This is a genomic window from Nocardioides stalactiti (assembly GCF_014180715.1).
GTDB lineage: Bacteria > Actinomycetota > Actinomycetes > Propionibacteriales > Nocardioidaceae > Nocardioides > Nocardioides stalactiti.
Genome location: NZ_JACEFC010000045.1, coordinates 1 through 25,913 on the forward strand (window position 1 = coordinate 1; position 25,913 = coordinate 25,913).

Sequence of the window (25,913 nt, forward strand, 5' to 3'; positions counted from 1 at the left end):
CGAGTTGCCCATCTTGCCGGGCCGAGATTCCGCTCCAGGAATCGCGGCACGTCATACCCGCAACCGTGGCAAGTCGCGCGCGCAAAGGTGGCGGTTCGACCCCGCAAGATGGGCAACTCGACCCCGCAAGGTGGGCAAGTCGGCGGGAGGTCAGGGGAGGGCGTAACGGGGGCCGCCGTCGTTGGTGGTGTCCGTGGGGTCGAGGCGTACGACGAGGCGGTCGGCGACGAGGGAGGCGAGGCAGCGCTCGCGCTGCTCGGGAAGGTTCCAGGCCAGGTCGAGGCGTTCCTTCGGGACCGAGCCGGGGGAGTCGCGGAGGACGGCGAGGAGGCGGCCGCGACACTGGCGGTCGGTGCCGGCGTAGGTCTGGACCGGGCGGGGTGGGCCGTCGTACGCCGGGCGGCCGGCGGTGTGCCACGCGCAAGCGCTGACGACCGGGCAGGCGTCGCACCGCGGGCGGTCGGCGGTGCAGACGAGCGCGCCGAGCTCCATCACGGCCACCGACCAGGTCGCAGCGGTCGGCGGGTCCTCGGGGAGGAGCGCGGCGGCGACGTCTCGCTCGGCCCGGGTCACCGACCGGGCGGGGAACTCGACCCCCGACACCGCTCGGCCGAGCACCCGGCGGACATTGGTGTCGAGGACGACGTGCCGCTGGCGGTAGGCGAACGACGCCACGGCCGCCGCGGTGTAGTCGCCGATCCCGGGCAGGGCGAGGAGCGCGTCGTAGGAGTCCGGTACGACGCCGGCGTGGTCGGCCACGATCGCCGTCGCGGCTGCGTGCAGACGGAGCGCGCGGCGCGGGTAGCCCAGCCGCCCCCAGGCACGCACCGCCTCGCCGCTCGACTCGGAGGCGAGGGCGGCCGGCGTCGGCCAACGCTCGAGCCAGACCGCGTGCACCGGGAGGACCCGGACGACCGGCGTCTGCTGCAGCATGAACTCCGAGACCAGCACCGACCACGCGGACGCCGACGGGTCGCGCCACGGCAGGTCGCGGGCGTTCTCGTCGTACCACGCGAGGATCGGGCCGACCAGGGCGTCGGCGCGGTCGGCCGGGTGGTCGGCAGGGGTTGGCGCTGTGCTGGGCATCCCCACCATCGTCGCGCACGGAGCGCCTCCGCCGAGAAGCGGGCGCCAGTACCTAACCTCGGACGTATGCCGCCGCTGACCCGTGGCCCGCTGCCGGCGGGTGTCTACTGGCGTCGTCGGCTCTTCGTGCTCGCGCTCGCCGCGACGATGGTCTTCGTCATCGGCAGCGTCCTGACCGGAGGCAGCGACGCGAAGGACGACGAGGTGCCGACCGTCCAGCAGGCCGGCGCCGAGGTGCAGGCCTCCGAGACGATCACCGTCCCGGAGAAGGGCCGCAAGAATCGCAAGAACCGGCGCACCGCCACGCCGACGATCGACCCCGCCCTCACGGTGGCGCCCGAGGGCAACTGCGACCCCGCCGACGTCCGGGTGACGCCGTACGTCGACGCCGCGACCGCCGGTCAGCCGGTCCAGATCGGTCTGAGCCTCCAGACCGTGCAGGCCGACGCGTGCTACTTCCGGGTCGGTGCGGACAAGGTGACGGTCAAGATCACCAAGCGCGGCCGGGAGATCTGGACCTCGCGCGAGTGCGCCGACCCGGTCCCGGACCAGTCCGTCGTGGTACGACGCGTCGTCGCGACCGTCGTCCGGATGACCTGGGACGCCCGGGAGTCCGACCCCGACTGCACCAATCGTCGTTCGTGGCTGATGCCCGGCTCGTTCACGATCGCCGCGGCGACCCTCGGCGGCGAGCCCGCCGAGTCCGGCTTCGACCTGGACTCGCCCGCGACGGAGACGATCACGGTCGCCCCGGAGACCGAGGGCGGTCGCACCGACGGCCAGGACGGCGGCCAGCAGCAGACCGGTGGTCAGCAGACCGGTGGTCAGGACACCGGCGGCCAGCAGGACGACGAGCAGCCGAGCGACGCCGGCTCGAGCAAGCCGCCCCGCCGCTGAGCCTCAGCTCAGACGTAGCGCTCGAGGATCGTCGACTCCGCGAGTCGCGACAGGCCCTCGCGCACGCTGCGGGCGCGCAGCTCGCCGACGCCCTCGACGGCCTGGAGGTCGTCGATGCCGGCGGACAGCAGCTTCTGGAGGGTGCCGAAGTGGTCGACGAGTCCCTCGACGACACCGGCAGGGAGCCGGGGCACCTTGGTGAGGAGCCGGTAGCCGCGCGGGGCGACCGCGCCGTCGAGGTGCTCGCCGGCGCCGATGCCGAGGACGCGCGCGACCGAAGCCGGGTCGACCAGGTCGGTGGCGGAGAGCCCCTCCAGCTTGGCGAGCAGCTCGTCGGGGTCGCGGCTGCGCTTGCGTGAGGGCACGTAGTCGCGGATGACCAGCTCGCGCTCGACGTCGACGCCGGTGATGAGCTCCTCGAGCTGGAGCGCGAGCAGACGCCCGTCGGTGCCGAGCTCCAGGACGTAGTCGTCGATCTCGCGGGCGATCCGGGTCACCATCTCGAGCCGCTGGGCGACGACGGCGACGTCGCGGACCGTGACGAGGTCCTCGATCTCCAGCGCCGACAGGGTCGCGGACACCTCGTCGAGGCGCAGCTTGTAGCGCTCGAGGGTCGCGAGCGCCTGGTTGGCGCGGGACAGGATCTGGCCGGAGTCCTCGAGGACGTGCCGGGTCTCTCCGACGTAGGCCGCGATGATCTGCATCGACTGCGACACCGAGATGACGGGGAAGCCGGTCTGACGCGCGACCCGGTCGGCGGTGCGGTGACGGGTGCCGGTCTCCTCCGACGGGATCGTGTGGTCAGGCATCAGGTGGACGGCGGCGCGGATGATCCGGGTGATGTCGCGGTCGATGATGATCCCGCCGTCCATCTTGGCGAGCTCGCGCAGACCGGTAGCGGTGAACGGCACGTCGAGCTCGAACCCGCCCGTGGAGATCCCTTCCACGGTCCGGTCGTGGCCGAGCACGATCAGCGCGCCCGTGCGGCCGCGGAGGATCCGCTCGAGGCCGTCGCGCAGCCCGGTGCCGGGCGCGATCGACGCCAGCGTCTCGCGGAGACGAGGATCGCCCCGATCTACCACTGCCCACTCCTCTTCGCCGCGCCCGGTGCACCCCGGTCGTCAGGCGCAACCCTAAGGCCTCGGCGCCGTCCTGACGTGCGGGTTATCCGAGGGTCAGCCGCCGTCGACGACGTGGAGCGTCCGGCTGAGGTCGAGGAGCTGGAGCGCGGAGCCGACGTCGGGAACCTCGACGACCCGCATCCCGTCGACCGTGCGACGCCGTCCGGACGTCCCGACGTCGGCCGGGACCACGGCCAGCTCGAACCCGAGTCGCGCCGCCTCGGCGAGCCGCTGCTGGACGTCACGGACCCGTCGCAGCTCGCCGGACAGCCCGATCTCGCCCATGGCGACGACCCCGGACGGCGTCGGGCTGAGGAAGTGGGACGACGCCAGTGCGATCGCCAGCGCCAGGTCGGCGGCCGGCTCGGTGAGCTTGGCCCCGCCGACGGTGGAGGCGAACACGTCGCGCCCGGCGAGGCCGATCCCGCAGTGCTGCTGGAGCACGGCGAGGACCATCGCGAGCCGGGAGCCGTCGATGCCGGACGTCGTACGACGAGGCCGCTCCTGGGCGACCCCCGCGACCAGCGACTGGACCTCGGCGAGCAGGGGCCGGCGTCCCTCCATCGTCACTGCGACGCACGTGCCGGCGACGCGGCCGTGGTGGCGCTCGACGAAGATCCCGGTGGGGTCGGTGACAGCGGTGATGCCCTCGGGCCCGAGGTCGAAGCAGCCGACCTCGTCGACGGGGCCGAACCGGTTCTTCACCGCGCGGACCATGCGGAACCGGCTCCCGGACTCGCCCTCGAACTGGAGGACGACGTCGACGAGGTGCTCGAGCACCCGCGGCCCGGCGATCGACCCGTCCTTGGTGACGTGGCCGACGAGCACGACGGTGATGGCGCGGGTCTTGGCGACGCGGACGAGCGCGGCCGCGACCTCCTTGACCTGGGTGACGCCGCCGGGGACACCGTCGACCCCGGACGCGCCGATGGTCTGGACGGAGTCGACGACGACCAGGCGCGGCCGGACGTCCTCGATGTGGGTGAGGACGGCCCCGAGGTCGGTCTCGGCAGCGAGGTAGAGCTGGTCGTGGACGGCGTCGGTGCGGTCGGGGCGGAGCCGGACCTGGGCGGCCGACTCCTCGCCGGTGACGTAGAGGACGCGCTGGTCGCGGGCGGCGGTGCGCGCTGCGACCTCGAGGAGCAGCGTCGACTTGCCGACGCCGGGCTCACCGGCCAGCAGCACGGCGGCGCCCGGCACGAGGCCGCCGCCCAGCACGCGGTCGAGCTCGGGGACGCCGGACGGGTGGTGCGCAGCGTCCTGGGCCGGGACCTTGCCGATCGGCACGGCCGGGGTGCTGACGGGGGCGGCCGCCGTGCGTCCGGCCGGCGCGGCGCCTGCCTCGGCCACCGAGCCCCAGGCCTGGCACTCACCGCAGCGACCGACCCACTTGGTCGTCGGCCACCCGCACTCCGAGCAGCGGTAGGTCGCTCGGGACTGGGATCGGGAGGTGGTGGCCATGGCGACGACGCTAGGCGAACCCTCCGACACTGCGTCGTTGCCACGCTGCCGCCGTATCCTCGACCCGACCACGATGCAGGCCCGACGAGGCGGACGACCCGGCAGGAGGCGACCATGGCACGGCACGACGCGCCCCCGCTGCCGCCGACCCTCGCCGACGTCGCCGAGCGCGCCGGGGTCTCCCGGCAGACGGTGTCCAACGCGATCAACAACCCGGACCTGCTGCGCCCCGAGACCCTCGCCCGGGTGCAGGACGCGATCCATGCGCTCGGCTACCGGCCCAACCGGGCCGCCCGCCACCTGCGGACCAGGGCGTCCCACTTGATCGGTCTGCGGATGTCGCCGGCCCAGGAGTTCACCGCCAACGCGGCCATGGACCGGTTCGTGCACGCCCTGGTGGAGGCCTCGCGCGAGGCCGGCTACCACCTGCTGCTCTTCTCGGGTGGTCCCGGCAAGCCGGAGACGACGGCCGCCGACCTGGTGCGTGGGTACGACGACCTGTTGCGTTCCACGGCGGTCGACGCGTTCATCGTGACCGACACCTACCTCGGCAACCCGGCGACCCGGTGGTTGAGCGAGCGGCGCGCGCCGTTCGTCGCCTTCGGCCGGCCGTGGGAGGATCCGCAGGCCACGCACCCGTGGGTCGACGTCGACGGGGCCGCGGGCGTCGCGCTCGGGACGCAGCACCTGATCGACCGCGGCCACGAGCGGATCGCCTGGCTGGGGTGGCCGCCGGAGTCGTTCATCGGCCAGGACCGTCGAGCCGGCTGGGAGCGGGCGATGGCCGGCCGGTCGACCGACGGCCTGGCGACCGCCGTGGCCGACACGGTCGACGCCGGTCGGGCCGCGAGCGCCGCCATGCTCGACAGCGTCGCCCCCTCGGCGTTCGTGTGCGCGTCGGACACAGTGGCGATCGGCGTCCTGCACACGCTGGCCGAGCGCGGCCTCCGCCCGGGCAGCGACGTGGCGGTCGTCGGGTTCGACGACTCCCAGGTCGCCCAGGTCGTGCCGCACGGCCTGACCTCGGTGCGTCAGCCGCTCGAGCAGGTGGCGGTCGCGCTGGTCCGGGCGCTCGAGGCGCTGCTCGCGAGTGAGCCGTACGACGCCCCGGGGGTGCTGCTCACCCCGACCCTCGCGGTCCGCGGATCCAGCTAGAAGTGGCGGGTCCAGAGGTTGACGGCGTAGTCGACCTCGAGCCCCGCGTGCTCGCGCAGCACCTCGTCGGCCACCTCGGGCTTGAGCTCGATCCGGACCACGGCCTCCAGGTCGGCGCGGCTCTCGAAGCGCCAACCCATGTCGACGGGGGTGCGGGTCCAGCCGCGCGCGCTCCAGAAGCGTTCGATGTCGTCCGGCGCCGGGAGGTGGGGATAGCCGCGCCGGAACCACGCGCCGAAGGTCGACCGGCCCCCGTCGTTGTCGATGACCATCGCGGTCCCGCCGCGGCGCACGACCCGGTCGAGCTCGGCCAGACCGGGCTCGCAGCCGGGCCCGAAGAAGTAGGCCCACCGGACGTGCACCACGTCGACGCTGGCGTCGGGGAGCGGGATCTGTTGGGCCGTGCCGACGACGACCTCCACCGTGCTCAGCGACCGGGTACGACGCTGCGCGAGCCGCACCAGCGCGGGATGCGGCTCGACCCCGACGACCCGCGCAGCCGTGGCGGCGAACGACGGGAGGTGGAAGCCGGTGCCGCAACCGAGGTCGAGCACGGTGCGGTCACGCCAGCTCGCCTGCGACTCCATCGCTGCCCACAACCGACCGTCGGGGTCGGCGGCCCGGTTCTCGACCTCGTAGGTCGCCGTGTGGTGCCAGATGTTGGGGCTCGGTACCGCACCCGGAAGAGGACGGTTCATGACGTGCGTCGCGCCACCCGACGCTGAAGGCGGCGCGACATGCGAGCGCAGCGAGCCGATCAGATGCGGACGATGCCCGCTGGCGTCTGGACCTGGGCGGCGAGGATGCCGGGCGTGCCGTGGGGGGCGACCCACTCGACCTTGACGTCCTCGAGCGGCGCCTCGACGCTCTCGCCGAGCCACTCGCTGACCCGCTGCGGGTCACCGGCGATCTCGATGCCGGCGAGGGAGAGGGTGCCGTCGGCGCCGGCCGACGGGTGGAGGTCGGCGTCGACCTCCCAGTGGATGAAGAAGGGGAGCTGGGCGTCGGCGATGAGGCCGTTGACGCCGATCTGCTTCCACTTCAGCTCGGTGCCGTCGGGGCGGTGCCGGTTGCCGGCGACCGCGGCGCGACCGAGGCGCTCCTCGACCGGGGCGATGTCCGGGACGGAGACGACCCAGCCGAGCCAGCCGCCGCCGAGCCCGGAGCGGGCCTTGACGGCCTGGCCGAACGGCGCCTTGTCGGACGCGGGGTGGTCGAGGGCCTCGACGACCTCGAGGTAGGTCGCGTCGGCGAGCGGAAGGATCATGTTGCGCGTGCCGAAGCGGGGGTGGACGCCGCCGTCGACGAAGTCACACCCGAGTGCTGCGCCGAGGCGGGCGGCGGTGGCCGCGAGTCCGTCGGGTCCGGCGGCGTACGACAGGTGGTCCAGGCGCATGTCAGACATTCTCAGCCTGGGTCGTCCGGGTCGGAGAATCGGGGTCGGGTTCTCTTGACATCGAGAGGACCGCGGCGTCGTGTCGCGGAACGACGTCAGCGGTCGGCGGGGTGCAGCGCGAGGGCGGACCGCGAGCGCAGGTGGGCCTCGCAGTGCCGGACCAGCTCGTCGTACGCCGGGCGCCCCATCAGCTCGACGAGCTCGGGCTCGTTGGTGACGTAGACCGGTTCGACCGCGACGTGAGCCTCGGTGTTGCCCGAGCAGTACCAGTCGAGGTCGTGACCGCCGGCACCCCAGCCACGACGGTCGTACTCGGTGATCGTCACCTCGGTGTAGGACGTGCCGTCCTGGCGCTCGACCTCGCGGAAGAGGCGGCGGATCGGGAGCTGCCAGCACACGTCGGGCTTGGTCTCGAGCGGGTTGCGGCCGATCTGGAGCGCCAGGCCGTGCAGCGCGCAGCCCGCGCCGGTGGGGAAGTCGGCGCGGTTGTGGAACACGCACCCCCGCTGGCCGTCGACCTCGTGGGCGCGGGTCTTGCGGTCGCCGTCCTCGTCCTTGTCGACCCAGTCGCGGCGCCGCACCTTGCGGCCCGGGTGGAACTGCCACTGCTCCGGGGTCAGCTGGTCGACGAAGCCGGCGACGCGCTCCTCGTCCGCCGCGTCGGCGAAGTGCGCTCCGAGCGTGCAGCAGCCGGTGTCGGGCGAATCGGCGTAGATGCCGGCGCAGCCCTGGCCGAAGATGCAGGTGAACGACGACGTCAACCAGGTGAGGTCGCAGCGCATCACCTCGGTCGGGTCGCCCGGGTTGGCGAACTCGACGAAGGCGCGGGGGAAGTCCAGGTCGACCTCGGGCACGCGCCCAACCTACTCGGACGCGCGTGGTCCCGACCCCGAGGGCGATACGGTGGTCGCATGCGGCTGGGCGTGCTCGACATCGGATCGAACACCGGACACCTGCTCGTGGTCGACGCCCACGACGGTGCTGCCCCGCTCCCGGCGTACTCCCTCAAGCAGCCGCTCCGGCTGGCCGAGCACCTCGACGCCGACGGAGCCGTCACCCAGTCGGGGATCGACGCGCTCACCCTTTTCACCGCGGAGGCGCTCGTCGTCGCCGAGGAGAAGGGCTGCGAGGCGATGCTCTCGTTCGCCACCTCCGCGGTGCGCGACTCCGTCAACAGCGACGGGGTGCTCGCCCACGTGCGTGAGCAGACCGGCGTCGCGATCGAGGTCCTGTCCGGTGAGGACGAGGCGCGGCTGACGTTCCTCGCCGTACGACGCTGGTTCGGCTGGTCGGCCGGCAAGCTCACGGTGTTCGACATCGGCGGGGGCTCGCTGGAGATCGCGACCGGCGCGGACGAGCGCCCCGACGTCGCGCAGTCGCTGCCGCTGGGTGCGGCGCGTCTCGCGTCCACCTACTTCGCCGAGCAGGTCGACGAGGCCGCGTTGAGGAGGATCCGGCGCAGCATCCGCGCCGACATGGCCAAGGACGCCGGCAAGGTCCTGCGCACGGGACCGACCCACCGTGCGGCGGCCACCTCCAAGACCTTCCGCTCGCTGGCCCGGATCTGCGGCGCCGCCCCTTCCACCGACGGTCCGCTGGTGCCGCGTTCGCTCGCGTTGGCCGACCTTCGGGAGTGGATCCCGAAGCTGGTCGCGATGGGGCCGGCCGAGCTCGCGGAGCTGCCGGGGGTGTCGCCGAGCCGCACCCACCAGATCGTCCCCGGTGCGATCGTCGCCGAGGCCTGCATGGACATCTTCGGGCTGGCCGAGCTGGAGATCTGCCCCTGGGCCCTGCGCGAGGGCGTGATCCTGGAGCGCATCGACAAGCTCGGCGTCGCCGACGAGGTCTGACCGAGGACGGGCGAGGGGCGGGCGAGGACAGGCATGGCCGGATCGGCACGACCGCGGATCGGGTTGTCGACGTCGTCGGTCTATCCGGAGTCGACGGCCCAGGCCTTCGCCTGGGCGGTCGAGGTCGGCTACGAGGCGGTCGAGGTGATGGTCGGGATCGACGCGATCTCCCAGCAGACCACCGCCGTGCTCCAGCTGATGGAGCACCACGCGATCCCGATCTGCGCGATCCACGCGCCGTGCCTGCTCTTCACCCAACGGGTCTGGGGCCTGGAGCCGTGGGGCAAGCTGCAGCGCTCGGCCGAGATGGCGAAAGCGGTCGGGGCCGAGGTCGTGGTCGTGCACCCGCCCTTCCGTTGGCAGCGCGACTACGCGCGCGACTTCGTCAACGGCATCGCTGCGCTCGAGGAGTCGACCGGGATCGCCTTCGCCGTCGAGAACATGTATCCGTGGCGGGCCTCCGCCAAGCGCCACCTCGAGATGTACCTCCCGGGGCACGACCCTTCGGACGAGCCCTACGCCAACACGACGATCGACCTGTCCCACGCGGCGATCGCGCACGACCCGCCGATCGCGATGGCCGAGCGGCTGGGGTCGCGGCTGCGCCACATCCACCTGACCGACGGCTCGGGGTCGCCGAAGGACGAGCACCTGGTGCCGGGACGCGGCGCCATGGGGGCCGCGGAGTTCCTCCACCACCTCGTCGACACCGGGTTCGACGGCGAGGTCGTGCTCGAGATCAACACCCGCCGGTGCACGACCCGCGAGGAGCGCGAGGCCGACCTGCGCGCTTCGTTGGAGTTCGCGCGCGAGCACCTCTCGGCCCGTTCGGCCCGCACGGAGTCGTGACGGGACGGCTGGTGCGATGACGAGCGCGGTCGAGGTGGCGGGGCTGACCGTCGTCCGCGGTCGTCGCGAGGTCCTCCACGGTCTCGACTTCACGATCCCGCTCGGCGAGGTGACCGGCCTCCTCGGCCCGTCGGGCTGCGGGAAGTCGACGCTGATGCGCGTGCTGGTCGGCGTCCAGGCCGGGGTGGCCGGCACCGTCTCCGTGTTCGGCGAGCCCGCCGGGTCGCGGTCGCTGCGGCACCGGATCGGCTACGTCACCCAGGCTCCCAGCGTGTACGACGACCTCAGCGTCGCCGAGAACCTGGCGTTCTTCGCCCGCGTGCTCGGCGAGGAGCGGGCCGAGGTCGAGCGCTGCATCGCCGCGGTCGACCTCGGCGACCAGGCCGACCAGGTGGTGGCGCGGCTCAGTGGGGGGCAGCGGTCGCGGGTGGGCCTCGCGGTCGCCCTGCTGGGGAGCCCGAGCCTGCTCGTGCTCGACGAGCCGACCGTCGGCCTGGACCCGGTGCTGCGCGAGGACCTGTGGTCGATGTTCCACCGGCTCGCCGCGACCGGGGTCGCGGTCCTGGTCTCGAGTCACGTGATGGACGAGGCGGAGCGCTGCGACCGGCTGCTGCTGATGCGCGACGGGGTGTTCCTCGCCGACGGCAGCCCGGCGGAGATCAAACGGGTGGCCGGGCTGACGGACGACGCCGACATCGAGCAGGCGTTCCTCGCGATCGTGCGGCGGAGCCCGACATGAGCTCACGGGTCACGCTCGCCGTCGCCGGTCGGGTGCTCGCCCAGCTGCGACGCGACCACCGGACCCTCGCGATCATGGTCGTGCTCCCCTGCCTCCTCATCAGCCTGCTGTGGTGGATGTTCGAGGACCTCCCGGGCGCCCCCTTCGACCGGGTCGGACCGGCGCTGCTCGCCATGTTCCCCTTCATCGTGATGTTCCTCGTCACGAGCGTGACGACGCTGCGGGAGCGGTCCGGCGGCACGCTCGAGCGGCTGCTCGCGATGCCGATGGGCCGGCTGGACTTCCTCTTCGGCTACGCGCTCGCCTTCGGCCTGGTGGCCGCGGTCCAGTCCGCCGCCGCGGTCGGGCTCGCGGTCGGCCTGCTCGACCTGTCCATCGAGGGCCCGGTCTGGCTGCTGACCGTCGTCGCTGTCGCCGACGCGGTGCTCGGCAGCGCCCTCGGTCTGTTCGTCAGCGCGTTCGCGCGCTCCGAGTTCCAGGCGGTGCAGTTCATGCCCGCGCTGGTGATCCCGCAGATCCTGCTGTGCGGGCTGTTCGTCCCGCGTCCGGCGCTCCCCGCGGTCCTCGAGGGGATCGGTGACGTGCTCCCGCTGTCCGCCGCCGTCGACGCCATGACGCACCTCACCCGGTCTTCCTCGACGGGCGAGGTGTGGGCCGACCTGGCGGTCGTCGCGGGCTACGCGGCCGCGGGCCTCGCGCTGGGTGCGGCGACCCTGCGTCGCCGTACTCCGTAACTAGTCAACGACGTCATGACTGGTTACCGACTGGTCACCATGCCGATGGTGGCGCGCGCCCCAGGACGTCGTACCGTGGGCTTATGCGTCCCCTGCGTGACTCCCTCCTGCTCCTCTCGCGCAGCGAGTCGGTCAAGCGGCTGATCACGACGCTCCCGGTGTCCGCGACGGTCGTGAGGTCCTACGTCCCCGGCGAGCACACCGAGGACGCCGTCGCCGCTGCCGGCGTGCTCGCGGCCGAGGGGATCAGCACGACCCTCGACTACCTCGGCGAGGACACGACCGACCTCGCTCAGGCCGACGCCACCGTCGCGGCGTACCTCGACCTGCTCAAGCAGCTCTCCGCCCAGGGCCTGGCCCGCCGGGCGGAGGTCAGCGTGAAGCTGACCGCGATCGGGCTCTCGCTCGACGACGAGACGGCTCCGGGGGGCGGCTCCAAGGTCGCGCTCGAGAACGCCCGGGCGATCTGCCGCGCCGCCCGCGCGGCCGGGACCACGGTGACCCTCGACATGGAGGACCACACCACCACCGACGAGACCCTCGCGATCCTGCACGAGCTGCGCAGGGACTATCCCGAGACCGGGGCCGTGCTCCAGGCCTACCTGCACCGCACCGAGGCCGACTGCCGCGCGCTGGCCTACCCCGGCAGCCGGGTCCGGCTCTGCAAGGGCGCTTACGACGAGCCGGCCGACGTCGCCTACACCGACCCGGACGAGGTCGACAAGGCCTACGTCCGCTGCCTCAAGATCCTCCTCGGCCAGACCGGCCCGGACGGCGAGTGCTACCCGATGATCGCCAGCCACGACCCGCGGCTCATCGAGATCGCCTCCTCGCTCGCGAGCCGCTACGGCCGCGCCCAGGGCACCTACGAGTTCCAGATGCTCTACGGCATCCGCCCCGGCGAGCAGCGCCGTCTCGCCGCCGCCGGCGAGACCGTGCGCGTCTACATCCCCTACGGCACCGAGTGGTACGGCTACCTCATGCGACGGCTCGCCGAGCGCCCCCGCAACCTGACCTTCTTCCTGACGTCGCTCATCAAGAAGAGCTGACGACCTCTACCCTTTCCCCATGAAGCAGACCGCCGTCATCGGCGCAGGTGTCATGGGCGAGACCCTGCTGTCCGGCCTGGTCCGCGCGGGGCGTCGGGTCGACCAGCTGCTGGTCGGGGAGAAGCGCGAGGCGCGGGCCGCCGAGCTCGAGGACCGGTACGGCGTCGCCGTCGTCTCCAACGTCGAGGCCGCCGCCAAGGCGGACACCGTCGCGCTGGTCGTGAAGCCGCAGGACATGGCAGAGGTGCTCGACGAGATCGCCGGCGCGCTGCGTCCGGGCCAGCTCCTCGTCTCGCTGGCCGCCGGCATCACGACCGGGTTCATCGAGTCGCGCGTGCCCGAGGGGGTGGCGGTCGTGCGGGTCATGCCCAACACCCCGGCGCTCGTCGACCAGGGCATGTCGGCCATCTCCGCCGGGTCGCACTGCGACGACGAGCACCTGGCCGAGGCCGAGGCGCTGATGGCGTCGGTCGGCAAGGTCGTCCGGGTCCCGGAGAAGCAGCAGGACGCGGTCACCGCGATCAGCGGCTCGGGGCCGGCCTACATCTACTTCGTCGTCGAGTCGATGATCGAGGCGGGCGTCCACCTCGGCCTTCCCCGTACGACGGCCACCGAGCTCACCATCCAGACCCTGGTGGGCTCGGCCGCGATGCTGGCCGAGACCGGGGAGCACCCGACCGTCCTGCGCGAGCAGGTCACCTCACCGGCCGGCACGACCGCCGCGGCGCTGCGGGAGCTCGAGGTCCACAAGGTGCGGGCGGCGTTCCTCGCTGCGCTCGAGGCCGCGCGCGACCGTTCCCGTGAGCTCGCCAGCGGCAGCTGAGCAGGGCCGTCGGGGCTCACCATGCCTCGATGCGGAGGTCGGGCACCCGCTCGCACTCGCGGTCGTTGGCGGTGACGAGCATCAGGTCACGGGATCGAGCCACGCCGGCGATGAGGAGGTCGTAGCCCCCGATCGGCGTCCCGAGGCGCGCGAGCTCGGCCCGGATCTGTCCGGCGTGCCAGGCGGCAGGCGCGTCGATGTCGAGGACGTCGACGGCTCGGGTCAGACGTTCGACCTCGACCCGGTTCTCCTCGGGCGCGCGGGAGCGCGCTGCACCGTAGGCGAGCTCGGCGATGGTGATGGTCGAGACGGCCACCTCCCGGAGTGCACGGAGTCGCTCGCGAGCGCGCGGCTCGCTCCCGCGCAGGATCGAGATGCACACGTCGGTGTCGAGCAGGTGGCTCACAACGTAGATCGCTCCTGCGCCTCGGGCTGCTCCCGGGCATCCATGAAGTCGGTGCTGACGTCGAGGCGGTGGTCGAAGAAGTAGTCGATCCGATGCCCGACCGGGACGATCACCCTCGCCTCGCCGTCAACGATGATCTCGACCTCGGTGACCTCCTCGGGGAAGGCGACCGCCTTGGGCAGCCTGACGGCCTGGGTCGTGTTGTTCATGAACAGCCTGGTCGACACCATGGCGCCTCCTTGTATCTACAAAGAGTAGATACCCCTCCCGGGGCCCCTGAGCTAGGAAGCCCAGCGAAGGTCGGCGAGCGACCGGATGCGGGTGACGCCGGCGACCTCGTCGGGGCGGTAGCGGCCGACCCGGTCGATGAGCACGCCGGCGAGACCGGCGCCGTGCGCGCCGCGCACGTCGTGGCGGAGCGAGTCGCCGACCATCACGACGCTGGCGGGCTCGGCACCGATCGCGGCGCAGGCGTGGTGGAACGCGCGGGCGTCGGGCTTGGCGGCCGGCAGGGACGACGAGGCGAACACGGGGACGTCGTAGGACGCCAGCGTGGTGCGCTGGACCTTCGTCTCCTGGATGCGCTGCTCCCCGTTGGTGAGGATGCCGACGGCCAGGCCGGCGCCCAGCGCGCGTTCGAGGGCGACGGAGGCGTCGGCGAACGCGGACCATGCGGCTCGGTAACAGGCCAGGTAGCCCGCGAAGGTGTCGTCGGCGAGCGCGTCGTCGGCGAGGTCCCAGCCGGGGAGGAACGCCCGGATCCGGGCCCGCCGCTGGTCGGCGTGGGAGATCTCGCGGCGCTGGAAGCGTTCGTGGTGGAACGCCTCCAGGGTGGCCCACCGCTCGACGTGGTCCTCCAGCAGGCCGTCGAGCTCCAGGCCGGACAGCCAGGCGCGGACCCCGCGGTCGGCGGCGCCGCGGTGGTCGAACAACGTGTCGTCGAGGTCGAACAACACCCCCTCGACGGGCCTCCCGAGCCAGGTCGCCGTCGTCATGAGGCCATCCTCGCAGCCGTCGCCGACACCGCCTCGAGCCGCCCTTGAAAGATGGGTGCAAGCGAGTAATCATAATTACATGACGACAGAAGAGATCCGCGGCTGGTTCGCCGGCCGCCTCCCCGAGGGCTTGTTCGACGACCTGGTCGAGGTCACCGTCGACCGCGAGGAGATCACCGTGATCGGCCGGATTCCGGCGCCCGCGCTCGCCGAGGACGTGTCCGACGCCGAGCGTGCCGCGACCGTGGAGGGTCGGATCGCGGAGTTCCGTGAGCGCACCCGCGGCGACCGGATGAAGGTCGCGGGCGAGGCCGAGCGACGCTTCGAGCGCAAGGTGTCCTGGGGCGTCGAGTGCGGCGACACCCGGGCGCTCTACACCCACGTCGCCGCGCCGGTCATGACCCGGCTGCGGCAGCCTGAGCGACGGGTGCTCGACCTGCTCGTCGCGGGCGGGGTGGCCCGAAGTCGCAGCGACGCGCTCGGCTGGTGCGTCCGCCTGGTCCAGCAGCACTCCGAGGAGTGGCTGGCCGACCTCAGGGACTCCCTCGTCCAGGTCGAGGAGGTACGACGCCGCGGACCCGGAGCCGCGTCTGCCTGACGTGTCGGTCGGGGCGTCAGCCCGCCAGGCTGATCACGATGGCGATGACCGCGAGCGCGGGGATCAGGCCCTGCTTGAGGGCCGCCGAGGCCCGCGAGCGGTTCGCCAGGACCAGGACGAGCGCGGCGGCCACCATCGACCCGGTGCCGGCGAGCACCAGCGCCTGCCCGACCGTGTCGCAGTCACCCACGGTCAGGGCGATGCCGACCGCGATCTCGATCGCCAGGAAGAGGTTGTAGAAGCCCTGGTTGTAGGCGAGCTCCTTGGAGGACTCGGCCTCCTCGGCCGTCGTACCGAAGACCGCGCGGGTGGCCGGCGCGGTCCAGGCCAGCGACTCCATGTAGAAGATGTAGACGTGGACGGCGGCAGCGAGGCCGGCGAGCACGAGTCCGGCCGTCAGCATGGCTGCAGCGTCGCACATGTGGGGTTGGTCGCGAGGGCTATCGTCAAGCCGACACGCCGAGTCACAAAAGTTGCTTTGGTGAATCTCTTCCCCATGAGTCACATCTGGCTCTATTCTCACGCCTAGGCGTCCGCAGATCACGGCTGGGGAAGGCGGTGACGGGCGCGCAGAAAGTGTGGTTGGCCATGGCAACGTCTGCGGAGCGACCCGAGTCCCGTCCGGACCCCAAGTTCCTCACCATCGCCGAGGTGGCGACCATGATGCGCGTCTCCAAGATGACCGTCTATCGCCTCGTCCACAGCGGAGAGCTCCCCGCTGTCCGCGTGGGTCGCTCATTCCGCGTCCCCGAGGGCGACGTGGACGACTACCTCCGCAAGTCGTTCTACAACGCCGGCTGACTGAATGGCGCGAGCCGTGCGACACGCTGCAGCGCCGCAGGTGACGCGGTCTGTGGTCTCGGCCGCCCGGCGGCGAACGGCAGGTTGTCTCGGCGCATCGTGATGCGACGTTCCTCTCACCGTCGGTCCTGATTCTCCAACCGCTCGTGACGGCGGATAGGCTGTGCCTGTCGTCCGACACTGACGTCGGCGCGGCAGTTGTCTATGCCGGGCCGAACGCCTGGTGTGTTGGAGAGGTTCACGTGGGTTCTGTCATCAAGAAGCGGCGCAAGCGCATGGCGAAGAAGAAGCACCGCAAGCTTCTGAAGAAGACGCGGGTGCAGCGCCGCAAGCTCGGCAAGTGACCCACGCCCCCTCGGGGGCGCCGTAGTGCACCTTGTGACTGGGGGAGTCGGGAGATGGGCATGAGCGGTCGTACCGTTCTGGTCACCGGAGTGTCGCGTGACCTGGGCCGGACCTGCGCTCGCTCGCTCGCCAGCGACCCCACGGTCGCGCGAGTGATCGGCGTCGACGTGATGCCCCCGCGCGGGGACATCGGTGACGTCCAGTTCGTGCGTGCCGACATCCGTAACCCGGTGATCGCCAAGATCATCGCCCGCGAGGACGTCGACACCGTCGTCCACATGAGCGTCATCGCCACGCCCGGCTCCGCCGGTGGCCGCGGCACGATGAAGGAGCTCAACGTCATCGGCACCATGCAGCTGCTCGCTGCGTGCCAGAAGGCGGAGTCACTGCGCCAGCTGGTCGTGAAGTCGTCGACCATCGCCTACGGGGCCAGCAACCGCGACCCCGCGATGTTCACCGAGGACATGCAGCCGCGCGGGCGCGCCCGCACGGGCTACGCCAAGGACGTCGCTGAGGTCGAGAGCTATGTCCGCGGCTTCGCGCGGCGTCGGCCCGACGTCGCCGTCACCACCCTGCGCTGCGCCAACGTCATCGGCCCGCGGGTGGTCAGCCCGGTGTCGTCGTACTTCCGGCTGCCGGTGATCCCCACCGTGCTGGGCTTCGACCCTCGCCTGCAGTTCCTCCACGAGCACGACCTCACCCGGGTGCTGCGCCACGCGGTCGACGCCGAGGTCCACGGCACGTTCAACGTCGCCGGCGACGGGGTCCTCATGCTGTCGCAGGCGCTGCGCCGACTCCAGCGTCCGGGTGTCCCGCTGCCGGGCCTGGCCTTCGGCGGGCTCGGCTCCGCGCTGCGCTCGGCCCACCTCGCCGACCTGTCGCCCGAGCTGGTCGCGTTCCTCACCTACGGGCGAGGCGTCGACACCACCCGGATGCGCACTGAGCTCGGGTTCGAGCCGCGCTACACGACGGAGGAGGCGTTCGGCGAGTTCGCCTCCACCCTGCCGCCTACGGGCGGCCGCACCGAACGACTGCTCGGCGCCGTCGCCGAGCGGCTGCCCGAGGTCCCCGCCCACGCCGGCGACCGCCTGCCGACCCTGACCCTCGCCGGAGGCACTGATGGGTGACGCCGAGATCATCCCGATCGGAACCCGCGGTCGACCCGGCCGCGGGACGGGCACCCGCCCGTCCGCGGCTGCGCGCACCCTGGCCCCCAAGGGCCGTGGCGCGGCGAAGCCCGCCGAACCGGGAGAGCCGCAGGCCCAGAAGGCTCCGCAGGCACCGCCCGCCGAGCCCAGCGCCCCGGTCGCGGACGCGCCCAAGAGCGAGTCGGTGATCCCGCTCGTCGGCGAGGACGTCATCCCGCTCGAGAGCGCGACCGACACCTCCACGCTCACCCCGCGGATCGAGGTGGCCGAGCGCGAGGGTGGCGGCATCCCGATGGGTGACTGGCTCTCCGCGTTCCAGTACGCCGCGCGTGAGGTGTTCGGCGACCAGTGGGAGTCGCAGCTCGCGCACTTCCTCGCCTTCCTGCGCCGCCGGCTGACCGGCGACTACGTCGTCGACGAGTTCGGCTTCGACCCCGAGATCACCGAGCGGTTCTTCCTCGCCGCGCTCCGGCCGATCGCCCAGAAGTGGTTCCGGATCGAGGTCCGCGGGGCCGAGAACATCCCCGCCGAGGGCGGCGCGCTCATCGTGTCCAACCACTCCGGCACCGTCCCGGTCGACGCACTGATGACGATGGTCTCCGTGCACGACCACACCGACCGCTACCTGCGGGCCCTCGGTGCCGACCTGGTCTTCAAGCTGCCGTTCGTCAGCACCATGGCGCGCAAGGGCGGCGCGACGCTCGCCTGCGCCGAGGACGCCGAGCGGATGCTGGCCGGAGGCGAGCTCGTCGGGGTGTGGCCGGAGGGCTTCAAGGGCATCGGCAAGCCGTACTCGCAGCGCTACAAGCTGCAGCGCTTCGGCCGCGGTGGTTTCGTCTCCGCCGCCCTGCGCACCCAGGTCCCGATCGTGCCGCTGTCGGTCGTCGGCGCCGAGGAGATCTATCCCCTCGTCGGCAACGTCCCCGCGCTGGCCCGCCTGCTCGGGGTGCCCTACATCCCGATCACGCCGCTCTTCCCGCTGCTCGGACCTCTCGGCCTGGTGCCGCTGCCGTCGAAGTGGCTGCTGGAGTTCGGCGAGCCGATCCGCACCGACGAGTACGACGAGGGCGCTGCCGAGGACCCGATGCTCGTCTTCAACGTCACCGACCAGGTGCGCGAGACGATCCAGCAGACCCTCTACGGCCTGCTCATGCAGCGCCAGTCCGTTTTCAAGTAGGACCGGTCGAGCGTGTCGCAGACGGCACGCGCCGCCCAGGCTCTCGCTCCGCTCGGCCCAGGGGCTGCGTGCCGTGCGGCTTCGCCGCGATGCGACACGCTGCCGACCGCGCAGTTGACGTTGTCGACGGTGACGGCGCGCTGGCGTCCGACGGCGTCGAAGGCCGGCCCATCAGCGGCTCGAGCGGCACGCTCGGCTGATCGTTAGTTGCCGAGCAGACCGTCGACGAGGCCGCCGACGCCGTTGACGACACCGCTGACGGTCTCGTCGACGATCTCGGCGCCGTTGCCGCTGGCGAGGTCTTCCTTGATCCGGTCGCCGAGCTGTTCGAGCGGGTTGCCGGGGCCCTCGCCGGGGTCGGTGACCGGGTCGGTGGCGGGGTCCGTCACATCCGTGGGGTCGGTGGTCGGCCCGCCGTCGGGCGAGTCCTCACCCCCCGAGCCCTTGTTGCCACCCTTGACCGGCTCCATCGGCGTGTTCTCGGCCGCTTCCTCGACCGCCGCGAGGAAGTCGCGGGAGACCGGGATGGTGTCGGAGGTCGTCTCGTAGGTCAGCAGCGAGGTGAGCGGGACGGTGGCCGCCGCGAACTCGGGCACCTCGGTGACCGCCCCGTCGCCACAGGTCGGGCAGAGCTGGAACGCGGCGCTGTCGGCCTGGGCGAGGTTCTGCGCAGCCGTGATGAGCGCGGCGCGGGCGTCGGACGGGACGACCTCGCCGAGCGCGGAGAGCTCCGACATCGACTGCGCGGTGAACGACCGCAGCTGGCCGATGGTGGCCTGGTCGCCGGTGGCCGCGTAGTCGTCGAGGGCGAGCTCGGCGGCCTGGCTGGACTGGTCGCTGAAGTCGTGGAGCGTCGCGGCGACGGCCTCGGCGTCCGCGCCCTGCGCTGCGAGCTGCTCGGCCTCCTGGAGACGCTGCTCGGCGTGGCCCAGCAGGACCTCGGCCTTGGCGGCGTCGTCGGACTGGAGGTTGGTCTCGGCGTTCTCGAGAGCGCGCTTGACCGGGTAGAGGACGTCACCGGGCAGGGCGGCCTGCGAGGCCATGGCCATCGAGCCGGAGGCGGCGACGATCGCGAACCCGCCGAGGACGCTGGCCAGTCGGCGCTCGCGTGAACCCTGGCGCTGACGCGGGGTCAGGCGAAGGCGGGTGGCGTCGTCGACGGGGCTCGCCATCCGAGCGGCCTCGACGACCAGACGGCTCCGGAGGTCGGCGACGAAGTCGGGACGGGCGGAGACGGGGGCGACGGACCGCAGCGAGCCGACGACCTCGAGCAGGTCGGCGTACGGCGCCGCCGTGGCGTCGTCGCGAACGCTCGACGACAAGAGCGCGTCGAACTCCTCCGCGCGTCGCCTGCTCGTGAACGCCCCGCTCATGCTTGCCGTCCTTGGTCGATCCGGTTCTCGGTCAGGGGCCCGGCGATCGCCTGCGGCGCCGAGTCCCACACGTTGAACGACCGCGCGGGAGCGTTGGTTACGCCTCGTTCGGTGTGACGTGGATCGTCCTGACGGACTACGCGGGCGTAGTCCGAAGTGACCATCGTCGGGGAGAGGGTCATCGCAGCCCCTCCGGCATCAGCTTGGCGAGGTTGCGGACGCCCCGGAGCTGGAGCTGCTTGATGGCTCCCTCGCTGCGTCCGAGGGCCTGTGCGGTCTCCGCGATGCTCATCCCCTGGAGGAAGCGCATCACCAGGCAGTCCTTCTGCTCGTTGGGCAGCTCGGTGAGCGCCTCGAGCAGGATCTCGTTGGTGAGGCTGGCGAGGACGGCCGACTCCGGGCCCTCCGTCGCGTCGTCGTGCTGCCCCATGTCCTCGGTCGTCATCTCGAGGCGGGTGCGGCCGGCCTTGAAGTGGTCGGTGGCCAGGTTGCGGGCGATGGTCATCAGCCACGCGCCGAAGTCCTTGCCCTGCCACCGGAACGACGCCATGTTGCGCAGTGCGCGGAAGAAGGTCTCGGAAGTGAGGTCCTCGGCGACCACGACCGAGCGGGTCCGGTAGTAGAGGAACCGGTAGATCGACGGCTGGTAGTGGTCGTAGAGGAGGCCGAACGCGTCGGCGTCGCCCCCGCGGGCCAGCTCCACCAGACCGATGAGGCGCTCGCGCGCCTCGGGGGATTCCTCCGACGACGCGGCGAGGCGGGCGTCGCCGTAGCCTCGTCCGGCCTCGGACTCCGGCGTGTAGGCGGCCTCGCTGAAGAGCCAGCCGATCGGCGAGGGTCCGGCTGCACCCGCGGCGACGCCGCCGGCGAGCGCGAGAGCAGGACCCGGGGGCGGCTGGAGGGCGGACATGACGGCAGCGCGCAGGGCCGCGAGACCGCGCGTGTAGTCCGTGTCCAGGCCCACTGGTTTCCCTCCCAGGTAGACGCTCCGAACACGATGGTAGAGGGGATCTGCCCCCAGGGACAGCCGAACGGGAAGACTGGGGTCCCGGGACGGTCCCCGGGCCGGTGCGGACCTGGGTGTGCCTGCCCCGCAGGTCAGCCCAGGTAGCGGCGCACCTGACGGCGTACGACGATGCTCGCGACAGCGGCGCCGGTGGCCGCCGAGCCGACCACGATGCCGGCCCGCGCCGCCTTGCGACCCGTCCGGTAGTCGCGGATCCGCCACCCCTGCTCGCGGGCATGGGCGCGGAGCTTCGGGTCGGGGTTGATGGCGCACGGGTCACCCACCAGGCTCAGCATCGGCAGGTCGTTGGAGGAGTCGGAGTAGGCCGAGCAGCGGGCCAGGTCGAGGCCCTCCCGCTCGGCGAGGGCGAGGATCGCCTCGGCCTTCGCCGGCCCGTGCAGCATGTCGCCGACGAGGCGCCCGGTGTAGACGCCGTCGACGTGCTCGGCGACGGTGCCCATCGCGCCCGTCAGGCCGAGCCGCCGGGCGATCACCTGGGCGATCTCGATCGGGGCGGCCGTGACCAGCCAGACCCGCTGGCCCTCGTCGAGGTGGAGCTGGGCGAGGGCGCGGGTGCCGGGCCAGATCCGGTGCGCCATCGCCTCGTCGAAGATCTCCTCGCCGAGCTCCTCGAGCTCGGCAACGGTGTGGCCGGCGATGAACGCGAGCGCGGAGTTGCGGGCCTCGGCGACGTGCTCGGGGTCCTCGACCCCGGCGATCCGGAAGTAGGCCTGCTTGTAGGCCGCGCCGACGAGGTCGCGGGTCGTGAAGAACTTGCGGCGGTAGAGGCCGCGCGCCAGGTGGAAGATGCTCGCGCCCTGCATCACGGTGTTGTCGACGTCGAAGAAGGCCGCGGCCTGCCGGTCCTCGGGCAGCGCCAGCGCCGACTCCACCTCGGCGGCGGCGGCGGCCGCCTCGCCCGCGAGCTTGGAGCGCTGCTTGAGGTTGAGCCGCTTCGCGCGGTCGGACGGCGCTGCCATGCGGGAAGCCTATCGGCCGCCACCCGCGTAGGATCCGGCTCATGTCTGTCCCCGACGTGGCCGGCCTGGTGAGTGCCGCCGCAGCCGAGGCGGGTGAACGGCTCGCTGTCGTCGAGGCCGGTGGACGGGCGGTGACCTGGTCCGAGCTCGATGCCGAGGTCTCGCGCGTCGCCAGCGGTCTCGCGGCGGCCGGGATCGTCGCCGGCCACCGTGTGCTCCTCGCGCTCGGCAACCGGCTCGAGTTCGTGACCACCTATCTCGGCGTGCTCCGTGCCCAGGCGGTCGCCGTCCCGGTCAACCCCGGGTCGACGCCGGACGAGCTGGCGCGGATGCTCGCCGACTCCGGTGCCCGGATGGTGCTCGCCGACCCCGACACCGCCGCAGCGGTGCGCGGCGCGCTCGCGACCCTCGGGGCCGGCGACGACCGCTCGATCCGCACGGTCGTGGTCGCGACCGCGCCCGAGGGCGACGAGCGGACGTACGACGACCTGGTGGCGGCCGAGCCGCGGGAGACACCGGCGCTCCAGGACCCCGAGAAGCTCGCCGTGCTGCTCTACACCAGCGGCACCTCCGGGCTACCGCGTGCGGTGATGCTCACGCACCGCGCCCTGCTGGCCAACCTCGAGCAGGTCGCCGCGGTCGAGCCGCCGATGATCCACAGCGACGACGTCGTGCTCGGCGTGCTGCCGCTCTTCCACGTCTACGGCCTCAACGCCGTGCTCGGCGGCGTCGTCCGCCACCGCGCCAAGCTCGTCCTCGCCGAGCGGTTCGACCCCGAGGGCACGCTCGACCTCATCGAGGACGAGGCGTGCAGCGTCGTCCCGGTCGCCCCGCCCGTGTTCGCCCACTGGCGCGGGGTCGAGGCGCTCGAGGAGCGGCTCGGCCCGGTGCGCCTGGTGCTGTCGGGCTCGGCGCCGCTGGCGGCCGAGGTGATCGACGAGTTCACCGCCCGCACCGGGGTCCCCGTGCACCAGGGCTACGGCCTCACCGAGGCGGCACCGGTGGTGACGACCACGCTCGGCTCCGACCGCCACCGGCCCGGCTCGGTCGGCGCCGCGCTCGACGGCATCGACCTGCGACTGGTCGACGACGACCGGGCGCCGTTGAGCGGTGCCGACCTGAGCGACCCCGGCGAGATCGAGATCCGCGGTGCCAACCTCTTCAGCGGTTACTGGCCCGACGGTGCCGACGGCCCCGACGCCGACGGCTGGTGGCCGACGGGCGACGTGGGGGTGTTCGACGACGCGGGCCACCTGCACCTGGTCGACCGGGTCAAGGACCTGGTGATCGTCTCAGGCTTCAACGTCTATCCGACCGAGGTCGAGGCCGTGGTCCGCGAGGTCCCCGGTGTCCGCCAGGTCGCCGTCATCGGCGCCGAGGACGAGCTCACGGGGGAGGCGGTCGTCGCGTTCGTCGTACCGACCGATCCGACGGCCGACCCGGCGGCCCTCGCCGCCGCGGTCGAGGCGCACTGCGATGAGCGCCTGGCGCGGTTCAAGCGGCCCACCCGGCTCGACGTCGTGGCCGAGCTGCCGCACACGGTGACGGGCAAGGTCCAGAAGGGCCGGCTACGGGGCCGGGAGCGGCGACGCGCGCTCGGGCTCATCGAGTGACCGGCCCCCGGGTCACCCTCTACTCGCGGCCCGGCTGTCACCTCTGCGACGACGCGCGCGCGGTGATCGAGCAGGTCTGCGCCGAGCTGGGGGAGTCCTACGACGAGGTCTCGATCGACGACGACCCCGAGCTGGCCGGCCGGTTCGCCCACGAGATCCCGGTGACCTACGTCGACGGACGGCAGCACGACTTCTGGCGGGTGGATCCGGTCCGCCTCCGGAGGGCCCTCACCACCACGGGCTGATCACCCCTTAGGGTCGCTCGCGTGAAGGGCACAGGGCGGCGCGCGGGGGCGCTGGCGGCGATCGGTGTCGTCCTCGTCGTCCTCCTCCTGAGCCACCGGTTCGGCCGCGCCGAGCCGACCGGTGACTACCGGCCCGACGTCCCTCAGGACGCGCTCGCCAGCGGCTGCTACCCGTTGCCCGGCGACGTGCAGTTCGACTTCCCTCACCAGGTCCGGCGCGACGGTGACGTCGAGGTGGACGGTGCGCCGCGCCGCCTCCTCGTCGCCCAGTACGACGAGATCGACGAGGCGGAGGCGCTCGAGCGGATCGTGGCTGCGTTCGAGGGCGCCGGCTACGTCTCCTCGCGCCGCGCGACGCCGTACGACGCCGAGCTCCACGAGCCGGGCGCCGGCCGCGACGAGGTGGTCCGGGTGATGGTGGAACAGCTGCCCGGCATCGAGGAGGACACGATCGTGCGCGGGACCTTCGAGCTCGACCTCCCGGTGGTGGCCCTGCGGGCCGACGCCCCCGAGGTGTGCGGCGACCCGCGGGTGACCAAGCGCTGGCCCGAGGACCCCGCGTCATGAGTGACCTGGTGACCCGCGCGGTGGTCCGGGTGCGCGAGCGGCTGCCCCGGCCCGAGGTGCTGCTCGTGTGGCTGCTCGTCGCTCACGTCGTGATGAAGCTGCTCATCTTCCCGCTGACGATGCACGCGCCGGCCTACAACGACGAGCAGCAGTACTACGACGGCGCCCGCGCCTTGTCCAACCTGGTGCGCGACGTCTTCGCCTTCCAGTCGCCCGATGGCGCCGAGCTCGAGCACAACGTGGTCGGCTCGGGCTGGTTCATGCCGGGCATGGCGGTGGTGATGACGCCGCTGTTCGTGGTCGTCCCGGATGCGGGCGAGGCGCTCTGCCGGGCCTACCTCGGGCTCACGAGCCTGCTCCTGCTGCTGTGGGCGGTCCGGTCGGTCCGCAAGCGTCTCGGGCCCGGCTACGCGGCGCTGCTGGTCGCTTTCCCGGCGCTGCTGCCGAGCTGGGTCTTCATGTCGTTCACGGCGTACGGCGACCCGCCCAGCGGCCTGGTCCTGATCGTCCTCGTCGCCCACATCGTCGACATGCTGCGCCGCTTCCGTGCCGGTGAGCCGCCCAGGATCCGGGAGGCGCTCCAGCTCGGCCTGCTGGCGACGGTGGTCCTCTACCTGCGCTCGAGCACGTCGATCGTCCTCGCTGCGCTCGGCCTGGTCACGCTGGTGGCGGCACTGGTCCTGCTGCGCGGTGCGCGGCGGTGGCGGGCGCTCGGCGCCGCCGGTCTGGCCGGCGTCGTCTTCCTCATGCTGCTCGCACCGTGGTCGATGGCGGCCTCGAAGGCGCTCGACACCCGGGTCGTGACGACGACGACCGTCCCCATCTCGCTGGCGAACACGTTCGGTGACCGCGAGCAGGTGTGCTTCGGCAAGTGCGACCCCGACAGCTTCTTGTGGTTCCGCCCGCTGCGTTATGCGCGCGAGGTCGGTCAGGCGACCGGTACCTCCGAGGTCGAGGTCGAGAAGCAGATGTCGGACTACGCGCTGCGCGACCTGGAGCGGCGCGACTACGCCCGCCAGGCGTGGTGGAACATCGGCTCCTACTTCTTCATCCCCTCCAACTTCGTCCGCTACCTGACGCCGCCGGAGGGGCGCGGCACGCTCGGCAAGATCGGCCAGGGGCTCGTCTACGGCGCGACGTACGTCTACTACGTCCCGTTCCTCGTCCTCATGCTGCTCTCGATGCTCTTCGTGCAGCTGCGCTCGCTCGAGGCCCAGATCCTCGACACGCTCACCAAGATCAGCCTGCTCACCCTGTTCGTGCAGCCGTTCGTCCACGTGGCGGGGTCGCGTTACTGGACGACCGCGGGGCCGCTGTTCATGGTCGCGGCGGCCGGCTTCCTCCGGGAGTCCTACGTACGACGACGCCACGACGCGCCGGTGCGGGAACACCTCGACGGCACCGACGCCCAGCTCAGCCGGTGGCTCAAGCCGGTCCAGCTGACCCTGTCCGGGGTGTTCGCCGCGGTCCTGGTCGTGCTCGGCGTCATGGCGATCTGA

Annotated in this window: 30 protein-coding genes; 17 read left to right on the top strand and 13 right to left on the bottom strand. The window is 72.2% G+C overall.

Annotation, left to right across the window (positions count from 1 at the left end):
- Nucleotides 1-150 precede the first annotated feature (150 nt).
- Complete coding sequence (locus H0487_RS10890; RefSeq protein ID WP_220793299.1) at nucleotides 151-1,086, bottom strand: HhH-GPD family protein; 936 nt, start codon at nucleotides 1,084-1,086, stop codon at nucleotides 151-153.
- Between the two features lie 66 nt (nucleotides 1,087-1,152).
- On the opposite strand from H0487_RS10890, the gene H0487_RS10895 reads away from it, so the two are divergent.
- Nucleotides 1,153-1,983, top strand: coding sequence for a hypothetical protein (locus tag H0487_RS10895; protein ID WP_183094260.1), 831 nt, complete (start codon nucleotides 1,153-1,155; stop codon nucleotides 1,981-1,983).
- Between the two features lie 8 nt (nucleotides 1,984-1,991).
- Here the strand turns inward: H0487_RS10895 and disA are convergent, their stop codons facing one another.
- Together disA and radA are read right to left on the bottom strand one after the other, a co-directional pair.
- A complete protein-coding gene (disA, locus tag H0487_RS10900; RefSeq protein ID WP_183094261.1) occupies nucleotides 1,992-3,065 on the bottom strand; it encodes a DNA integrity scanning diadenylate cyclase DisA in 1,074 nt (357 codons plus the stop codon).
- A gap of 93 nt (nucleotides 3,066-3,158) precedes the next feature.
- Nucleotides 3,159-4,565, bottom strand: coding sequence for a DNA repair protein RadA (gene radA, locus H0487_RS10905; protein ID WP_183094262.1), 1,407 nt, complete (start codon nucleotides 4,563-4,565; stop codon nucleotides 3,159-3,161).
- 114 nt (nucleotides 4,566-4,679) lie between these two features.
- On the opposite strand from radA, the gene H0487_RS10910 reads away from it, so the two are divergent.
- Complete coding sequence (locus tag H0487_RS10910) at nucleotides 4,680-5,720, top strand: LacI family DNA-binding transcriptional regulator (RefSeq protein WP_183094263.1); 1,041 nt, start codon at nucleotides 4,680-4,682, stop codon at nucleotides 5,718-5,720.
- On the opposite strand, the gene H0487_RS10915 is transcribed toward H0487_RS10910, so the two are convergent.
- The 3 genes from H0487_RS10915 to H0487_RS10925 form a co-directional block, all read right to left on the bottom strand.
- Complete coding sequence (locus tag H0487_RS10915; RefSeq protein WP_183094264.1) at nucleotides 5,717-6,418, bottom strand: class I SAM-dependent methyltransferase; 702 nt, start codon at nucleotides 6,416-6,418, stop codon at nucleotides 5,717-5,719. The genes H0487_RS10910 and H0487_RS10915 overlap by 4 nt on opposite strands.
- A 59-nt stretch (nucleotides 6,419-6,477) precedes the next feature.
- Nucleotides 6,478-7,116: a VOC family protein gene (locus tag H0487_RS10920; protein WP_183094265.1), complete on the bottom strand. Its 639-nt coding sequence runs from the start codon at nucleotides 7,114-7,116 to the stop codon at nucleotides 6,478-6,480.
- A 95-nt stretch (nucleotides 7,117-7,211) separates the two neighbouring features.
- A complete protein-coding gene (locus tag H0487_RS10925) occupies nucleotides 7,212-7,970 on the bottom strand; it encodes a DUF3109 family protein (protein WP_183094266.1) in 759 nt (252 codons plus the stop codon).
- Between the two features lie 57 nt (nucleotides 7,971-8,027).
- On the opposite strand from H0487_RS10925, the gene H0487_RS10930 reads away from it, so the two are divergent.
- The 6 genes from H0487_RS10930 (at nucleotide 8,028) to proC (ending at nucleotide 13,160) form a co-directional block, all read left to right on the top strand.
- Complete coding sequence (locus tag H0487_RS10930; protein ID WP_183094267.1) at nucleotides 8,028-8,966, top strand: Ppx/GppA family phosphatase; 939 nt, start codon at nucleotides 8,028-8,030, stop codon at nucleotides 8,964-8,966.
- A 33-nt stretch (nucleotides 8,967-8,999) separates the two neighbouring features.
- Nucleotides 9,000-9,815, top strand: coding sequence for a sugar phosphate isomerase/epimerase family protein (locus tag H0487_RS10935; protein ID WP_183094268.1), 816 nt, complete (start codon nucleotides 9,000-9,002; stop codon nucleotides 9,813-9,815).
- Between the two features lie 16 nt (nucleotides 9,816-9,831).
- Complete coding sequence (locus H0487_RS10940; protein WP_183094269.1) at nucleotides 9,832-10,554, top strand: ABC transporter ATP-binding protein; 723 nt, start codon at nucleotides 9,832-9,834, stop codon at nucleotides 10,552-10,554.
- On the top strand, nucleotides 10,551-11,288 hold the full coding sequence (locus H0487_RS10945) for an ABC transporter permease (RefSeq protein WP_183094270.1): 738 nt from the start codon (nucleotides 10,551-10,553) through the stop codon (nucleotides 11,286-11,288). The genes H0487_RS10940 and H0487_RS10945 overlap by 4 nt, the downstream gene beginning before the upstream one ends.
- An 83-nt stretch (nucleotides 11,289-11,371) precedes the next feature.
- Nucleotides 11,372-12,337, top strand: a complete 966-nt coding sequence (locus tag H0487_RS10950; protein ID WP_183094271.1) for a proline dehydrogenase family protein — start codon at nucleotides 11,372-11,374, stop codon at nucleotides 12,335-12,337.
- Nucleotides 12,338-12,356: 19 nt separating this feature from the next.
- On the top strand, nucleotides 12,357-13,160 hold the full coding sequence (proC, locus tag H0487_RS10955) for a pyrroline-5-carboxylate reductase (RefSeq protein WP_183094272.1): 804 nt from the start codon (nucleotides 12,357-12,359) through the stop codon (nucleotides 13,158-13,160).
- 16 nt (nucleotides 13,161-13,176) lie between these two features.
- Here the strand turns inward: proC and H0487_RS10960 are convergent, their stop codons facing one another.
- Genes H0487_RS10960 through H0487_RS10970 form a run of 3 tightly spaced genes read right to left on the bottom strand, consistent with a single transcriptional unit; the run spans nucleotide 13,177 to nucleotide 14,561 of the window.
- Nucleotides 13,177-13,566 (bottom strand): type II toxin-antitoxin system VapC family toxin, encoded by a 390-nt coding sequence (locus tag H0487_RS10960; RefSeq protein WP_220793300.1) that lies wholly within the window; start codon nucleotides 13,564-13,566, stop codon nucleotides 13,177-13,179.
- A complete protein-coding gene (gene vapB / locus H0487_RS10965) occupies nucleotides 13,563-13,796 on the bottom strand; it encodes a type II toxin-antitoxin system VapB family antitoxin (protein ID WP_220793301.1) in 234 nt (77 codons plus the stop codon). Before vapB ends, H0487_RS10960 begins: the two co-directional genes overlap by 4 nt.
- Nucleotides 13,797-13,847: 51 nt before the next feature.
- Entirely contained in the window at nucleotides 13,848-14,561 is a 714-nt protein-coding gene (locus tag H0487_RS10970; RefSeq protein WP_183094273.1) for an HAD family hydrolase, read from the bottom strand.
- Between the two features lie 79 nt (nucleotides 14,562-14,640).
- Here H0487_RS10970 and abmR point away from each other — a divergent pair, with 79 nt between their 5' ends.
- Nucleotides 14,641-15,159, top strand: a complete 519-nt coding sequence (gene abmR, locus H0487_RS10975) for an ATP-binding transcription factor AbmR (RefSeq protein WP_183094274.1) — start codon at nucleotides 14,641-14,643, stop codon at nucleotides 15,157-15,159.
- A 16-nt stretch (nucleotides 15,160-15,175) separates the two neighbouring features.
- On the opposite strand, the gene H0487_RS10980 is transcribed toward abmR, so the two are convergent.
- Nucleotides 15,176-15,562, bottom strand: coding sequence for a DUF1304 domain-containing protein (locus tag H0487_RS10980; RefSeq protein WP_183094275.1), 387 nt, complete (start codon nucleotides 15,560-15,562; stop codon nucleotides 15,176-15,178).
- 185 nt (nucleotides 15,563-15,747) lie between these two features.
- Here H0487_RS10980 and H0487_RS10985 point away from each other — a divergent pair, with 185 nt between their 5' ends.
- From H0487_RS10985 to H0487_RS11000, 4 genes are all read left to right on the top strand, one after another.
- On the top strand, nucleotides 15,748-15,960 hold the full coding sequence (locus H0487_RS10985; protein WP_183094276.1) for a helix-turn-helix domain-containing protein: 213 nt from the start codon (nucleotides 15,748-15,750) through the stop codon (nucleotides 15,958-15,960).
- A gap of 242 nt (nucleotides 15,961-16,202) precedes the next feature.
- A complete protein-coding gene (locus H0487_RS10990; RefSeq protein ID WP_008356322.1) occupies nucleotides 16,203-16,304 on the top strand; it encodes a 30S ribosomal protein bS22 in 102 nt (33 codons plus the stop codon).
- A 60-nt stretch (nucleotides 16,305-16,364) separates the two neighbouring features.
- Nucleotides 16,365-17,432 (top strand): NAD-dependent epimerase/dehydratase family protein, encoded by a 1,068-nt coding sequence (locus H0487_RS10995; RefSeq protein WP_446685565.1) that lies wholly within the window; start codon nucleotides 16,365-16,367, stop codon nucleotides 17,430-17,432.
- Nucleotides 17,425-18,630 carry a lysophospholipid acyltransferase family protein gene (locus H0487_RS11000; RefSeq protein WP_183094278.1) on the top strand — a complete coding sequence of 402 codons (1,206 nt, stop codon included), beginning with the start codon at nucleotides 17,425-17,427 and terminating at the stop codon, nucleotides 18,628-18,630. The genes H0487_RS10995 and H0487_RS11000 overlap by 8 nt, the downstream gene beginning before the upstream one ends.
- Nucleotides 18,631-18,833: 203 nt before the next feature.
- On the opposite strand, the gene H0487_RS11005 is transcribed toward H0487_RS11000, so the two are convergent.
- The 3 genes from H0487_RS11005 to H0487_RS11015 all read right to left on the bottom strand — a co-directional run bounded on the left by H0487_RS11005 (nucleotide 18,834) and on the right by H0487_RS11015 (nucleotide 21,989).
- Nucleotides 18,834-20,003, bottom strand: a complete 1,170-nt coding sequence (locus tag H0487_RS11005; protein ID WP_183094279.1) for a DUF5667 domain-containing protein — start codon at nucleotides 20,001-20,003, stop codon at nucleotides 18,834-18,836.
- 178 nt (nucleotides 20,004-20,181) lie between these two features.
- Nucleotides 20,182-20,967, bottom strand: coding sequence for a sigma-70 family RNA polymerase sigma factor (locus tag H0487_RS11010; RefSeq protein WP_312855907.1), 786 nt, complete (start codon nucleotides 20,965-20,967; stop codon nucleotides 20,182-20,184).
- Nucleotides 20,968-21,101: 134 nt separating this feature from the next.
- Nucleotides 21,102-21,989, bottom strand: coding sequence for an HAD family hydrolase (locus tag H0487_RS11015; protein ID WP_183094280.1), 888 nt, complete (start codon nucleotides 21,987-21,989; stop codon nucleotides 21,102-21,104).
- A gap of 41 nt (nucleotides 21,990-22,030) precedes the next feature.
- Here H0487_RS11015 and H0487_RS11020 point away from each other — a divergent pair, with 41 nt between their 5' ends.
- The 4 genes from H0487_RS11020 to H0487_RS11035 are packed head-to-tail and all read left to right on the top strand — an operon-like array spanning nucleotide 22,031 to nucleotide 25,913.
- Nucleotides 22,031-23,602, top strand: a complete 1,572-nt coding sequence (locus tag H0487_RS11020; RefSeq protein WP_183094281.1) for a class I adenylate-forming enzyme family protein — start codon at nucleotides 22,031-22,033, stop codon at nucleotides 23,600-23,602.
- On the top strand, nucleotides 23,599-23,847 hold the full coding sequence (locus H0487_RS11025; protein WP_183094282.1) for a glutaredoxin family protein: 249 nt from the start codon (nucleotides 23,599-23,601) through the stop codon (nucleotides 23,845-23,847). The genes H0487_RS11020 and H0487_RS11025 overlap by 4 nt, the downstream gene beginning before the upstream one ends.
- A gap of 21 nt (nucleotides 23,848-23,868) precedes the next feature.
- The gene (locus H0487_RS11030; protein WP_183094283.1) at nucleotides 23,869-24,414 is read left to right on the top strand and encodes a hypothetical protein; all 546 of its coding nucleotides are present in this window, start codon (nucleotides 23,869-23,871) and stop codon (nucleotides 24,412-24,414) included.
- Entirely contained in the window at nucleotides 24,411-25,913 is a 1,503-nt protein-coding gene (locus tag H0487_RS11035) for a hypothetical protein (RefSeq protein WP_183094284.1), read from the top strand. Before H0487_RS11030 ends, H0487_RS11035 begins: the two co-directional genes overlap by 4 nt.

Coding starts and splice junctions, on each gene's coding strand:
- H0487_RS10890 (WP_220793299.1), bottom strand. CDS start 1,086: ATGCCCAGCACAGCGCCAACCCCTGCCGACCACCCGGCCGACCGCGCC.
- H0487_RS10895 (WP_183094260.1), top strand. CDS start 1,153: ATGCCGCCGCTGACCCGTGGCCCGCTGCCGGCGGGTGTCTACTGGCGT.
- radA (WP_183094262.1), bottom strand. CDS start 4,565: ATGGCCACCACCTCCCGATCCCAGTCCCGAGCGACCTACCGCTGCTCG.
- H0487_RS10910 (WP_183094263.1), top strand. CDS start 4,680: ATGGCACGGCACGACGCGCCCCCGCTGCCGCCGACCCTCGCCGACGTC.
- H0487_RS10915 (WP_183094264.1), bottom strand. CDS start 6,418: ATGAACCGTCCTCTTCCGGGTGCGGTACCGAGCCCCAACATCTGGCAC.
- H0487_RS10920 (WP_183094265.1), bottom strand. CDS start 7,116: ATGCGCCTGGACCACCTGTCGTACGCCGCCGGACCCGACGGACTCGCG.
- H0487_RS10930 (WP_183094267.1), top strand. CDS start 8,028: ATGCGGCTGGGCGTGCTCGACATCGGATCGAACACCGGACACCTGCTC.
- H0487_RS10935 (WP_183094268.1), top strand. CDS start 9,000: ATGGCCGGATCGGCACGACCGCGGATCGGGTTGTCGACGTCGTCGGTC.
- H0487_RS10940 (WP_183094269.1), top strand. CDS start 9,832: ATGACGAGCGCGGTCGAGGTGGCGGGGCTGACCGTCGTCCGCGGTCGT.
- H0487_RS10945 (WP_183094270.1), top strand. CDS start 10,551: ATGAGCTCACGGGTCACGCTCGCCGTCGCCGGTCGGGTGCTCGCCCAG.
- H0487_RS10950 (WP_183094271.1), top strand. CDS start 11,372: ATGCGTCCCCTGCGTGACTCCCTCCTGCTCCTCTCGCGCAGCGAGTCG.
- proC (WP_183094272.1), top strand. CDS start 12,357: ATGAAGCAGACCGCCGTCATCGGCGCAGGTGTCATGGGCGAGACCCTG.
- vapB (WP_220793301.1), bottom strand. CDS start 13,796: ATGGTGTCGACCAGGCTGTTCATGAACAACACGACCCAGGCCGTCAGG.
- H0487_RS10970 (WP_183094273.1), bottom strand. CDS start 14,561: ATGACGACGGCGACCTGGCTCGGGAGGCCCGTCGAGGGGGTGTTGTTC.
- abmR (WP_183094274.1), top strand. CDS start 14,641: ATGACGACAGAAGAGATCCGCGGCTGGTTCGCCGGCCGCCTCCCCGAG.
- H0487_RS10980 (WP_183094275.1), bottom strand. CDS start 15,562: ATGCTGACGGCCGGACTCGTGCTCGCCGGCCTCGCTGCCGCCGTCCAC.
- H0487_RS10985 (WP_183094276.1), top strand. CDS start 15,748: ATGGCAACGTCTGCGGAGCGACCCGAGTCCCGTCCGGACCCCAAGTTC.
- H0487_RS10995 (WP_446685565.1), top strand. CDS start 16,365: ATGAGCGGTCGTACCGTTCTGGTCACCGGAGTGTCGCGTGACCTGGGC.
- H0487_RS11000 (WP_183094278.1), top strand. CDS start 17,425: ATGGGTGACGCCGAGATCATCCCGATCGGAACCCGCGGTCGACCCGGC.
- H0487_RS11005 (WP_183094279.1), bottom strand. CDS start 20,003: ATGAGCGGGGCGTTCACGAGCAGGCGACGCGCGGAGGAGTTCGACGCG.
- H0487_RS11015 (WP_183094280.1), bottom strand. CDS start 21,989: ATGGCAGCGCCGTCCGACCGCGCGAAGCGGCTCAACCTCAAGCAGCGC.
- H0487_RS11020 (WP_183094281.1), top strand. CDS start 22,031: ATGTCTGTCCCCGACGTGGCCGGCCTGGTGAGTGCCGCCGCAGCCGAG.
- H0487_RS11035 (WP_183094284.1), top strand. CDS start 24,411: ATGAGTGACCTGGTGACCCGCGCGGTGGTCCGGGTGCGCGAGCGGCTG.